Annotated in this window: 15 protein-coding genes and 1 pseudogene; 11 read left to right on the top strand and 5 right to left on the bottom strand. The window is 40.2% G+C overall.

What is annotated here, in order from left to right; translation table 11 throughout:
• From ON073_RS02050 to ON073_RS02000, 11 genes are all read left to right on the top strand, one after another.
• Positions 1–669 carry a TenA family transcriptional regulator gene (locus tag ON073_RS02050; protein ID WP_274760191.1) on the top strand — a complete coding sequence of 223 codons (669 nt, stop codon included), beginning with the start codon at positions 1–3 and terminating at the stop codon, positions 667–669.
• Positions 670–697: 28 nt separating this feature from the next.
• Positions 698–1,495 carry an SDR family oxidoreductase gene (locus tag ON073_RS02045; RefSeq protein ID WP_105172493.1) on the top strand — a complete coding sequence of 266 codons (798 nt, stop codon included), beginning with the start codon at positions 698–700 and terminating at the stop codon, positions 1,493–1,495.
• A 2-nt stretch (positions 1,496–1,497) separates the two neighbouring features.
• Positions 1,498–2,157 (top strand): tetratricopeptide repeat protein, encoded by a 660-nt coding sequence (locus ON073_RS02040; RefSeq protein ID WP_274760190.1) that lies wholly within the window; start codon positions 1,498–1,500, stop codon positions 2,155–2,157.
• Between the two features lie 3 nt (positions 2,158–2,160).
• Complete coding sequence (locus tag ON073_RS02035) at positions 2,161–2,817, top strand: response regulator (RefSeq protein ID WP_274760189.1); 657 nt, start codon at positions 2,161–2,163, stop codon at positions 2,815–2,817.
• Positions 2,804–3,148, top strand: coding sequence for a hypothetical protein (locus tag ON073_RS02030; RefSeq protein ID WP_274760188.1), 345 nt, complete (start codon positions 2,804–2,806; stop codon positions 3,146–3,148). The genes ON073_RS02035 and ON073_RS02030 overlap by 14 nt, the downstream gene beginning before the upstream one ends.
• Positions 3,114–4,130: a sensor histidine kinase gene (locus ON073_RS02025; RefSeq protein ID WP_274760187.1), complete on the top strand. Its 1,017-nt coding sequence runs from the start codon at positions 3,114–3,116 to the stop codon at positions 4,128–4,130. The genes ON073_RS02030 and ON073_RS02025 overlap by 35 nt, the downstream gene beginning before the upstream one ends.
• Positions 4,127–4,462 carry a cupredoxin domain-containing protein gene (locus ON073_RS02020; RefSeq protein ID WP_274760186.1) on the top strand — a complete coding sequence of 112 codons (336 nt, stop codon included), beginning with the start codon at positions 4,127–4,129 and terminating at the stop codon, positions 4,460–4,462. Before ON073_RS02025 ends, ON073_RS02020 begins: the two co-directional genes overlap by 4 nt.
• On the top strand, positions 4,452–5,222 hold the full coding sequence (locus ON073_RS02015; RefSeq protein WP_274760185.1) for a hypothetical protein: 771 nt from the start codon (positions 4,452–4,454) through the stop codon (positions 5,220–5,222). The genes ON073_RS02020 and ON073_RS02015 overlap by 11 nt, the downstream gene beginning before the upstream one ends.
• Positions 5,215–5,907, top strand: a complete 693-nt coding sequence (locus ON073_RS02010) for a hypothetical protein (protein ID WP_100915679.1) — start codon at positions 5,215–5,217, stop codon at positions 5,905–5,907. Before ON073_RS02015 ends, ON073_RS02010 begins: the two co-directional genes overlap by 8 nt.
• A gap of 36 nt (positions 5,908–5,943) precedes the next feature.
• Positions 5,944–6,330 carry a tautomerase family protein gene (locus tag ON073_RS02005; protein WP_274760184.1) on the top strand — a complete coding sequence of 129 codons (387 nt, stop codon included), beginning with the start codon at positions 5,944–5,946 and terminating at the stop codon, positions 6,328–6,330.
• Between the two features lie 99 nt (positions 6,331–6,429).
• Positions 6,430–7,095: a YoaK family protein gene (locus tag ON073_RS02000; protein WP_274760183.1), complete on the top strand. Its 666-nt coding sequence runs from the start codon at positions 6,430–6,432 to the stop codon at positions 7,093–7,095.
• Positions 7,096–7,144: 49 nt separating this feature from the next.
• On the opposite strand, the gene ON073_RS01995 is transcribed toward ON073_RS02000, so the two are convergent.
• From ON073_RS01995 to ON073_RS01975, 5 genes and pseudogenes are all read right to left on the bottom strand, one after another.
• Complete coding sequence (locus tag ON073_RS01995; protein ID WP_105172502.1) at positions 7,145–7,459, bottom strand: hypothetical protein; 315 nt, start codon at positions 7,457–7,459, stop codon at positions 7,145–7,147.
• 192 nt (positions 7,460–7,651) lie between these two features.
• Entirely contained in the window at positions 7,652–9,358 is a 1,707-nt protein-coding gene (locus ON073_RS01990; protein ID WP_274760182.1) for a GspE/PulE family protein, read from the bottom strand.
• Positions 9,359–9,360: 2 nt separating this feature from the next.
• Complete coding sequence (locus tag ON073_RS01985; protein ID WP_274760181.1) at positions 9,361–9,783, bottom strand: hypothetical protein; 423 nt, start codon at positions 9,781–9,783, stop codon at positions 9,361–9,363.
• 18 nt (positions 9,784–9,801) lie between these two features.
• Positions 9,802–10,779, bottom strand: coding sequence for a pilin (locus ON073_RS20555; protein ID WP_446728500.1), 978 nt, complete (start codon positions 10,777–10,779; stop codon positions 9,802–9,804).
• Between the two features lie 265 nt (positions 10,780–11,044).
• Positions 11,045–11,422 (bottom strand): annotated as a pseudogene (locus ON073_RS01975) (glucose/galactose MFS transporter); the annotation flags it as partial.

Raw genomic sequence — 11,422 nt, 5'->3', positions numbered from 1 at the left:
ATGACCTTTTTCGAGAAATTAATTAGCGAAACAGAAGCTGAAAAAAACTATTTATTATCGGCGCCAATTATTAAGCGTTGTTTTGAAGGCGAAATTGCCCTTGATGATTATGTGGCATTTTTAGGTCAAGCATTTCACCACGTAAAACACACCGTGCCTTTATTGATGAATTTAGGTGCCAAATTGCCGCATTCACAAGAATGGTTACGCGACGCGGTTGCAGAATATATTGAGGAAGAGCTTGGCCACCAAGAATGGATTTTAAATGACATTGCAGCATGTGGTTTTGATAAAGAAGCGGTGCGTAATAACACGCCATTGTTTGAAACCGAGCTGATGGTGTCTTACGCCTACGATACCATTAACCGCATTGAACCAGTGGCTTTTTTTGGCATGGTACATGTGCTTGAAGGCACCAGCGTCGCAATTGCAGATTTAGCTGCAGCCACCATTAAAGATAAATTGTCACTGCCAAATAATGCATTTAGCTATTTACGTTCGCACGGATCACTAGACCAAGAACATGTGAAGTTTTTTGAAACGCTTATGAACCGCATTGATGATGAAAAGCAGCAAGATGCCATTATTCATGCAGCAAAACGTTTTTATGTGCTTTATGGCAATATTTTCCGCGCGCTTGATCAAGCTCGCTTGCAACAAGTCGCCTAATTAACCAACACCGCTCGGAGTGTATCTTATGAGTCAGATTAAAAAATTATGTTTACTAACAGGTGCAAGCGGTGGCATTGGTGAAGCAATTGCCAAAACCCTAGCAGCTCGTGGCTACACGTTAGTGATCAGTGGCCGTGATTTAACCAAATTAAATCATCTTAAAAATGCACTGCCGGGCGAGCACTTTTACCAGTTGGCAGATTTAAGCGATAGCGCCAGCCGTTCAAACTTAATGGCATTTGTTAAATCACTTGGCAAACTCGATTTACTGATTAATTGCGCTGGCTTATCGCTGTTTAAACCTTTCACTGACACCCAGCTTGATGAAATTGAGCGTTTATTAAAATTAAACGTCACAGCGGCAATGGCACTTAGCCAAGAAGCGTTAATTGAAGCGGGCGAACACCCACTGACCATTATTAACGTTGGCTCAGCGCTTGGTGCAATAGGCCACCCTGGTTACGTTGCTTATTGCACCAGTAAATTTGCCCTACGTGGTTTTAGTGAAGCGCTTGGCCGTGAATACGCAAACTCTAATAAGCAAATTAAGTACCTTGCGCCACGGGCGACTAATACCGCTATCAACTCTAATGAAGTGGTGCAAATGAACAAGCTACTTGGTAACCAAATGGATGAACCTGAAGTAGTGGCAAGTGCGCTTATCGCATTGTTAGATAGCTCAGCAAAGCGCAAAACTTTGGGTTGGCCTGAAAAACTGTTTGTGCGCTTAAACGGTGCATTCCCTGAACTGGTTGACAATGCGTTAGCGCGCAAGGTCAAAAAAATTAAATCCTTTTTTACGCAATCTTTGAAGGAAGCTTAATTATGAAAACATCTACTTTACTTGTTGCGGCAACATTTGCGTTTGCAAGTCACTTTTCAGTGGCACAGGCAAGCCAGCCATTCACCAATGAACTACTTAACATTCAACATAATTGGGCAAACACCAACTATAAGTTGCAAGAAGAGTCTCAGTTAAAAGCCTATGAAAACCTCATTAAAGAAACCGAAAACTTAAAAGCAGCTTACCCAGGCTCGGCAGAGTCGTGGATTTGGTATGGCATTGTGCAATCAAGCTATGCTGGCGCAAAAGGCGGGTTAGGTGCGTTAACACATGCAAAAAATGCCAAAGCGGCATTTGAAAAAGCGCTCACCATTGATGAGCAAGCATTGAGTGGCTCTGCCTATACCAGTTTGGGTATTTTGTATCATAAAGTACCGGGTTGGCCGATTGCCTTTGGCAGTGATAAAAAAGCCCAATCTCTGCTTGAAACGGCACTTAAAATTAATCCAGAAGGTATTGATCCCAATTACTTTTATGGTGAGTTTATGTATGATGAGAAAGAATACGCAAAAGCGAAAGTTTTTCTCGAAAAAGCATTAAATGCCCCAGCGCGAAGTGAACGCCCTCTGGCGGATGAAGGTCGCAAAGAAGAGATAAATGCGCTATTGGTTAAAGTGAATAAAAAACTGTCAAAAAGATAATAAATGAGATTGTTATTAGTTGAAGATGACGGGCCTCTTGCCAGAGGCCTTAAAACATCGCTGCAAAATGCAGGGTACGCAGTGGACTGGGTCGCACTTGGTGAGCTTGCGGTTAAATCATTCCAGGGGGCGGAATATCAATTAGTGATCCTCGATTTAGGCTTGCCTGATATTGATGGTCTGTTGGTGTTATCTCAACTAAAAGCAATTAATGCTGCGGTGCCTGTACTTATTTTAACGGCGCGCAGCGATATTGACAGTAAAGTAACAGGGCTTGATCAGGGCGCCGATGATTACTTGGCAAAGCCTTTTGATGTTGCCGAATTAATGGCGCGCATTCGCGTACTAGAACGCCGTGCAGGCACCAACCATGCGGCGCTTATTCAAGTTCGAAACGTCACATTAAATACTGAAAATAATCAGCTGTTGGTTGATAATCAAGCGGTTGATTTATCTCGAAAAGAGTACATGGTGCTGCGTGCGCTGATGGAAAACACCAACCGCATTCAATCTAAATTAAGCTTGGAAGAAAAGCTCTACGATTGGGGTGAAGAAATTAGCTCCAACACCATTGAAGTGCACATTAGTAACTTACGAAAACGTTTACCAACGCAGTTTATTGCTACGGTGCGAGGTGTTGGCTATCTTGTCAAAGAATAATGCTAAGTCGATGCAAGGCCAGCTGATAAGCTTAATTTTGGCAAGCGTGGTACTGGCAACGTTTTTTGCTGCGCTGCACAGTTACCGCAGCAGTTCCAAGCAGTTAATGCAGCTTTTTGATGCACAATTACAAGAATTTGCAGAAATAGCGTTGGCACTTAATAACAGCGAAACACAAACAAGCAGCGCACATCGTTTATTTCAAATCACCAATCAACACGGCCTTGTTAGGCAAAGCCAGCAATTAGAAATTGACTTTAAAACCTTACCACGTGCGTTCCAGCAACATTTAGCAAATGAACTGCCAAGCGGGTTGTTTATATCGTTTTGAACGTGCGCCTTTTTCGGTGCTAGTGGCAGAGCCTTTGAGCAAACGTCAATTGGCTTCTGAAAATTTACTGATGGTAAGTATTTCACCTGTGGTGATGGTGGTACCTATTATTGGTTTGTTAGTGTTTTATTTGGTGCGTAAAAATATCAGGCCGTTAAGGGCGCTCGGTAATGCGCTACGCAAAAAAGACCATACCGATTTAACGCCTGTGGCAAGCCAAGGCATGGTTACTGAGCTTTTGCCGGTGACAGACAAAATTAACGATTTATTGGCGCGCTTGGCATTGGCGTTTGATCGCGAAAAACGTTTAACCGCCAATATTGCCCATGAGCTGCGCACCCCAATTAGTGTGTTATCCATCACCGCACATAATTTAAGTTATCAGCTTAACCAAAAAGACATTACACAAAACGATTTAGCAGATTTGAAGCAACAGGTTGAGCGTTTAGCACAAGTGGTTGAGCAAATTATTGCGCTATCGCGCTACACCCCTGAAAACTTTAATGAAACACTTAAACCCATTGATATTGAATCATTAATACAAGAATTAATTGCTGCGCGTTATGATGAGATTATTTCGCAGCAACAAGAAATTGAACTGCAAATGTCACATGCCATGGTGATTGGCGAAGAATTTGCTTTGAAAACCTTGTTTGATAATTTGCTACGCAATGCCATTAAATATGCTGGTAAAAAGCAGCACATTTTAATTCGTCAAATCCCTGCTGAAACGAATATGATGGGCATCGAAGTTGCTGATTCTGGCAGCGGGGTAGATATCACTATAATGCAAGATTTACTAACGCCATTTTACCGTGAAGAATCAAAGCAAACTAAAGTAAAAGGGTCGGGCTTGGGGCTTGCCATTGTTAAGCATATTGTGGATTTGCTAAATGGTAAAATGACACTTGAAAACGGGGAGTTAGGTGGTTTGTCGGTGAAAGTTTACCTACCAATAACAGATAATAAGGAGGTGCAGTGAAGCGCCTAATTGTATGTTTGTTATTTTGCTCGTTTTCACTTTTTGCCGAGCGTGAGGTATTTCATTTAACACTCAAGGATCATGTGTTTTACCCTGAGCTGCTAGAAATTCCTGCTAATAAAAAAATAAAATTGGTGATCACTAACTTAGATGACTCTGACGAAGAGTTTGATAGTTTTGATATGAACCGTGAGAAGGTTATTTTTGCGAAGCGCAAAGCAACGATTTTTGTTGGCCCACTACCTCCTGGTGAATACGAGTTTTTTGGTGAATTTCACCCAGATACCGCTCGCGGTAAGGTGATTGCGAAGGAGCCAAAAAATGCTGATTAATACGGTCATAATCTTTTTGCGCGACATTTTACCTTTATGTGTATTGCTTTGTTATCTAAAAGTGTTGTTTAACCATATAAGTTATTCGCCACGCTCGCTTTTTTTAGCATTGCTGGCCATTGTGTGCTGTGTAATCGCACTATTAAAAGGTGCACCAAGTATTAGCTCACTGTTCGATGGAGCTGGGGTGGAAGTGGTGAGCTCAAGTTTATTGATGCTTTCCGGGGTAGGGTTATTTATTTCACTGGTAAGTGGGCAAACCACCATCATTAAATATGCGGTGATAGTTGCTGTGATATCACTTTCAAGTTTAAAGCTGGCTGGGTTTTTCCACTATCTAACAGTAAGTGTTAACTCTGTTGGTTCGCTACAGCAGTTTTTATTGGCATGCTTTTTAGGCTTCGGCATTACGTTAAGTTTTGCGGTGCTTTGGTTATTTGTATTAAACGAATTAAAGGCCAAAGGCTACCGTGTATTATTGGCAGTGCTATTTGCCAGCTTTGTGGCTGGGCATTTAGCTGAGGTGTCTGATTTATTATCTCAAGTAGATTTAATCGATGCCGGTAGTACCGCTTTTGTGCTTGAAAATTGGCTGTCAGATAAATCGGAATATGGCCGCGTATTAAGCGCCATTATGGGGTATGAATCATCGCCCACTTTCGCCTTTGTTATCACCTATAGCGTGTCTTTGGTAATTATGTTAATTGCGTTTTTTAAATCAAATTTAGCGCTTCGCTCAAGTGAGGATAGTAATGACTAAATCTGTTGCTTGTTTACTATTATTGGTGAGTGCCAGCTGTTTGGCTGACAATATGACGGTAGATAAAATTTACCACCCTTATGTATTGGCCAACGAACGTGAAGTGGAATGGCGATTAATGTCGAGCAACACCGATGCTGGCAATTTACTGGCGCAGCGTTTAGGTTACGGGCAGGCGTTTACAGAGAATAAATCCATCGAGTTTTATGTGATTGGCGAACGTGATAGTGACGATAACTTTACTGTTTCGGGCTATGAAATTGAAACCCGCTGGATGCTCACCGAGCAAGGCGAATACAGCTCAGACTGGGGCGCATTTTTTGAAATTGAAAAGCAAGATGGCGAGGCTAATTATGAGTTTTCTAGTGGCCTGATTGTTGAAAAAGAGCTTGGCAAAGTGAGTGCCACACTAAATGGTATTTTATCGTACGAATGGGGCGATACGGCTGAAAATGAACTTGAAATAGCAATGCGTGGCAAAGTGCGTTACCGTTATTTAAGTGCCTTTCAACCCTCCGTTGAGTTTCATGTGGGCGAGCGTTTTGCTGCCATTGGCCCGGGCTTTATGGGCACCTATCGCTTTGATGGGCAAAAGCAATTAAAGTGGGAAGCAAGCTTTGTAACTGAAGTATCACAACCGGGTAAACACCATACTCTGCGCTTTGGCATTGAGTATGAGTTTTAGCTAAACAATCTATGAATAAATTTTTAAGGAAGAAAAATGGTTGTAATTTATGGAATTAACGAGCTGTTAAACCCAATTAAAGCGCAGTTATCTGAAGTTATTCAGGCTTCTATGACTGACGTGTTGGGCCTTCCAGAAAGTAAACGTGCCCATCGTATTGTGCCCCTTGATAGATCAAATTTCTATTATCCAGATGGCCGCACAGATGCTTACACTGTAATTGAAATCAATATGATGCAAGGTAGAACACCCGCAACTAAAAAAGCCTTAATAATGGCGCTTTTTCAGAATATTGAATCATCACTTGGCATTTCACCAACGGATATAGAAATCACTATCAAAGAGCAACCAAAGCATTGTTGGGGATTTCGTGGCATGACTGGCGATGACGTGAAAGATTTAACATACCAAGTCAATGTATAGTAAAAACAATCGATAAATCTTGATATTAATTACAAAAACTATTTAACGTTTTAGTTATCATTTATTTCAAACGAGTGTGTTTTCAGGGGATTAAATGTTGTGATTTCCAAATTACCTAAATGGGTAGAATTCGGCGCTCTAATTTTATCTTTGATAGCGGGCTTTGTTAATGCTGTGGGTGTGCTTGGCTTTGACCATCAATCTATATCTCATTTATCTGGCACAGCCACGTTGCTTGGTACTGAAATTTTTAGTGGTTCATTGCAAAAAGCATTTCAGTTTTTAGGCATCTTACTTTCATTTTTACTTGGGGCTTCTATCGCCGGATTTTTATTACATGGCTCCACATTAAAATTAGGAAGACACTACGATACCGCGCTATTTATTGAATTTATTTTATTACTTATCTCATCGTGGTTTTTAAGTACTGGCTCACACAATGGTTACTATTTTGCGTTAGCCGCGTGTGGCTTACAAAATGCGCTCGCAACAACCTACAGCGGCGCTATTATACGAACGACGCATGTAACAGGTATTTTTACGGATTTGGGTATTATGCTAGGTGCAATTTTTAGAGGAGACAGACTTGATAAGCGAAAAGTGAAACTCTTCACTTTTATTATTTTTGGCTTTATCTCTGGTGGGGTATTAGGCGCTTTATGCTTTTCTCGCTATCAATTTATGGCGTTACTGTTACCTGCTATTTTATGTTTATTGCTCTCAATTTCGTACCGCACATATTTAAATAGAACATCAAGTAGATAATGACCTTTAAAATCACTATCTACAGTTAAAGTACATTAATTTTCTTCCGTTAATGCACTGTAATGGCCTGATCGTTTACCACTAGCGACTGACCATTTTCTTGAGCGCGAATAAAACTAGAGATCAATACGTTATTTGATAACGAGTTAATATCTTCTACTTCTTCAACTGTACAAAACATGATGGAATCCCAACCCAGCCCTTTTATAAAGCTTTTAAGCTTTTTGATGTTTTTTTGATAATTTTTATCGGTTGTTAATAGACCGATAGAGTGTTTATTACCAAGTTTGTACTTATCATTGTTTGAAGTTGCGCACTTTGCGTAGCCGCTCAATACATACACTATATTTGCTTGTTTGTTCATGGTGATAACTTTTGAAATTTGTTAAATGCATACAGGTTTTGTATGCATTTTTTAAACCAAATCACCCAAGAACGTTAAAATCATCTTGTATGCCATTAATAGCGACTAAATGAAATTATGTTTATGTGGACTAAGTAGGTAATCTGCCCATAAATCGTCAATTTTTTGTTGTGATTTAAAATGCAATTGCAGTTATGGGTTTTCACTGCATGCTTTCCAAAATGATTCTCCTAATACTCTATTAATTTCTTCAGCGGAAGTGTGCCCATTAGAAATAGCCTCAATAGCTACTTGATAGAGGCTTCTGGCACCGTTTTTAGATGCTATTTCTCTAAGAGCACTTGAGCTTTCGCCAGCTCTGACTGCATCAGCTAAGTTTTGGTCCATCGTGATGATTTCAAACAAAGGCATACGGCCTTTATAGCCAGTTTGATTACATTTATTGCAACCAACGGGAGCCATAATATTAAGTTTTGGAAAAATACTTTTAAGGCGTTTTCCATGTTCATTTTCAGTATTTTCTTTACTACAGCAAGAACAAAGCCTTCTTACCAGTCTCTGCGCCGCTACACCTTTTAATGAATCAGCTAGAATAGGTCGGGAGATTCCTAATCCAATCAGCCTTGGGATTGTTGTGATGGCATCACTGGTATGTAAGGTAGTCATAACAAAATGCCCGGTTATAGCTGCTCTAAACGTAATTTCTGCGGTTTCTTCATCACGCACTTCGCCCATTAAAATGACATCTGGGTCCTGCCTTAAAATGCTTCTAAGTGCACTCGAAAAAGTAAGATTTTGGCTTGGGTTGATATTAACTTGGGCAATACCCTCAATCTCGTATTCGACGGGGTCTTCAACGGTGACAAGGCATTTTTCGGGGGCATTTATTTCTTTAAGGGCAGAATAGAGAGTGCTGGTTTTGCCGGATCCAGTAGGGCCTGTTATGACAAAAATTCCCTCGCTGCTATGAAGTAAGTTTTTAAACGTTTCGAGTTCTTTGTTTTGAAGGCCAATCATATTTAGTTGATTTACCGCTGATTTAATCAGAAGGCGAATGACGACTTTTTCACCGCCTCGAACCGGCAATGTGGATACACGTAAATCAACATCTTGACCTTTTAATTCCAAACTTACACTACCATCTTGAGGAACCATTTTCTTAGCCAAATTTAGACGGGCAATTGCTTTAATACGTTGGATAATCGGAATGAATACTTGAGATGGTAACTCTGAAATAACCCGCAACATACCATCAATGCGATAACGAACTACGCCACCTCCCTGAAAAGGTTCGATGTGTATGTCACTCGCTTTTAGAATAAATGCTTCCAATAGCATCTCAGAAACAATTTTAACTATGGCTGAGTTTGCAGAAATAGGTTCTGACTGTGAGAATGAAGTATTTGCTTGATTGGATTTGATAACAATATCGTTCTGAGACAACGCATTGTCTTCATAAAATAACTCGGTCCACTTTGCAATAACACTAGGATGAGCCAATTGAGATGTGACATGAAGACTTGTTAAAAATTCAACCATTGATTCCATATCTGAATCAAATGGTTGGGGTGAAGCTACTATGAGTTGACCATCAGTTAAACTTAGCGGAAAAATACCATATTCTTTGGCTACTTTTAGAGGCACGAAATGCAACAACTCTTCAGTTATATTTTGTGGACTATCGGCGACATCCAGCTCAAAATGCTTGGCGACCATTCTTGTTAGTGTATTCGCATCGACTTGAAGAATTGATTCTGCATTTTCCCATACTTTGAGAGCACAATTGCTTTCAAAGAGTTCATCAATATTAAGTTCTTTATTTTTTATATGCTCAAGGCAAAAACGATGAAGCCACTGAAATGTTTGATTACTTCTATGTATTTCATTATTTTCAGTCATAGTTAGTCCATGTAAATTTTATCGTCTTTGGCATCAAATGTAATCGTTGAATCGCCATGAGGCATAGTTAGACGAAAATGATCTTTGCTAATTTTCTCATAAGAAACATCGATCACTGCGGCAATAGGACTAGGTAATTCGTCGGGAAGCTTGCCATAGTTTGTTTTATAGTGCTCTACGTCTTCGGCTACCATTAATAATGCAACAGAACTGCCGGTTTGGTAATCCCTGTCATAGTTTGTATGGTGTGTTTTTACGCCAGTAACAGCTGTTTTAGCAATTAAAAATCCGAATACAATGCACACAGCGTATGTTATCCAGCTTGGTAACATAATTGTTGTGCGACTATTCATTGACTGATTCTTTTGTGTTTCATTCATCGCCTCTGCAATATTCTCTTGCCAGCGTTTGTTTGTAGAATCCATTTTTAACACTCCAATTAATTAATGATGACCATGATGTTGACCCTGATGTTTATCTGGGTGCATTACCCAACCAGGTGGCCAATTTAAGTGAGAACCCGCATTACTTTGACTGCCTGTATTTGATTGACTGTTAGCACTACTAGATGAGCTAGAGCTGCCAGAATTGCTTTGGCTGTTGGAGCTACTTGATGTACTTGATTGGCTTCCTGAGTTGCTCGCGCTATTACCATTATTTACAGTCATTGAACTTGATTGCCCTGAAGAGGTACTTTGGCCGTTATTACTACTTCCGCCATTGTTATTTGCATTACTTGGTGGAGGTGATGAATGACACGTTCCATATTGTTGCCCTTGCTCGGGTGGCCAAAGATAAAATCCTGGATTACATGGAGAGTTTTGTGGTTTTTGTGGTTTTTGTGTTGTGATTGGGTCGGGCTGTGGTTGACTCGTTGTAGCTGCTACAGTTTGCCCACTTGTTTGGTGTGTTTCAAATGGAGTTGCTAATGCAATAATCATTATATTTGGTGTTACAAAAGAATGTTGTAACTTAGTGACATGATCGAGGGCATTAAGCACATTTTTTCCGTTTTGGTCATTGGCTTTTAAAAACAAAACAGGGAAAGCTTCATGGCCCGTGTAGTGAAAATAGCCAGAGTGATTAACCAACTGTGCAGAAAATTCAATATTAAACTCTTCTGTGAACTGACTCGCTAAGCCTGGTAAGTAGGCAGGAGGTGCCCCAAATTTCTCACTGGATAGCTCATCCGGCTTTGCTAATGCGTCTGGAGCTGTAGCAATAACATCTTGGTAGGCAAGGCCTATAGAGTGAACTCGGTATAAAAGAGAGGCGGCTTTTGATTCATTCACATAGCCTTGGTAATTAGGAAGCGCAACCATTGCTAAAATACCGATAATCGATACAACTAACATTATTTCGATTAACGTAAAGCCCTTATAGTTATTTATTAGGGGCTTATGTGAAAAGTTTAATCTCATTAATACTGTCCATTGTTGAAACAAATAATTCCTTAAAGTTTAGACAACATTAGCGAACTTTCTTCTTTGTGGCTGATTTTTATTCAAAAAATTTTTAAATGTTGGCAATGGGCCATAATTCCGATTTGCTGATAAATAAGAATGCTAATCAGATTGCGTTTAGACTAAGGGTCTCATTGATTATTAAAACTGCTCATGTGTTAACCATAATCTAGATAAAAAAGGCCACATAATGTGGCCTTTAAAATACTGGATTTTTGAACGCTTAAGCGTCTGTTTTATGTCCTTTCACACCGTAGAATACGATAAACACGTAACATACGGCAGGAATAATAAATGAGAGCGTTAAGCCGATGGTATCAGCAGCGATCCCTTGGAAAACAGGGATAATGGCACCACCGACGATGGCTAGACATAAAATGCCAGAGCCTTGCGAGGTGTGCTCTTTTAAGTTATTAATCGCAAGACTAAAAATAGTAGGGAACATAATAGAGTTACATAACCCGACAGCGAGCATGGTCCACATCGCGATAGGGCCAGAACTTAGCATTGATACCACAATCAGAACGATAGCTAGGGCCGCATTGAAGGCCAGTACTTTACCACCAGACACTTTTTGCATTACAGCAGCACCGATAAAGCG

Source organism: Pseudoalteromonas sp. G4, assembly GCF_028875915.1.
Classification (GTDB): domain Bacteria; phylum Pseudomonadota; class Gammaproteobacteria; order Enterobacterales; family Alteromonadaceae; genus Pseudoalteromonas.
The sequence above is the reverse complement of the archived record's forward strand: the minus strand, read 5'-3'. Positions and strand labels throughout refer to the sequence as shown.

Coding starts and splice junctions, on each gene's coding strand:
- ON073_RS02050 (WP_274760191.1), top strand. CDS start 1: ATGACCTTTTTCGAGAAATTAATTAGCGAAACAGAAGCTGAAAAAAAC.
- ON073_RS02045 (WP_105172493.1), top strand. CDS start 698: ATGAGTCAGATTAAAAAATTATGTTTACTAACAGGTGCAAGCGGTGGC.
- ON073_RS02040 (WP_274760190.1), top strand. CDS start 1,498: ATGAAAACATCTACTTTACTTGTTGCGGCAACATTTGCGTTTGCAAGT.
- ON073_RS02035 (WP_274760189.1), top strand. CDS start 2,161: ATGAGATTGTTATTAGTTGAAGATGACGGGCCTCTTGCCAGAGGCCTT.
- ON073_RS02025 (WP_274760187.1), top strand. CDS start 3,114: ATGAACTGCCAAGCGGGTTGTTTATATCGTTTTGAACGTGCGCCTTTT.
- ON073_RS02015 (WP_274760185.1), top strand. CDS start 4,452: ATGCTGATTAATACGGTCATAATCTTTTTGCGCGACATTTTACCTTTA.
- ON073_RS02010 (WP_100915679.1), top strand. CDS start 5,215: ATGACTAAATCTGTTGCTTGTTTACTATTATTGGTGAGTGCCAGCTGT.
- ON073_RS02005 (WP_274760184.1), top strand. CDS start 5,944: ATGGTTGTAATTTATGGAATTAACGAGCTGTTAAACCCAATTAAAGCG.
- ON073_RS01995 (WP_105172502.1), bottom strand. CDS start 7,459: ATGAACAAACAAGCAAATATAGTGTATGTATTGAGCGGCTACGCAAAG.
- ON073_RS01990 (WP_274760182.1), bottom strand. CDS start 9,358: ATGACTGAAAATAATGAAATACATAGAAGTAATCAAACATTTCAGTGG.
- ON073_RS01985 (WP_274760181.1), bottom strand. CDS start 9,783: ATGGATTCTACAAACAAACGCTGGCAAGAGAATATTGCAGAGGCGATG.
- ON073_RS20555 (WP_446728500.1), bottom strand. CDS start 10,779: ATGAGATTAAACTTTTCACATAAGCCCCTAATAAATAACTATAAGGGC.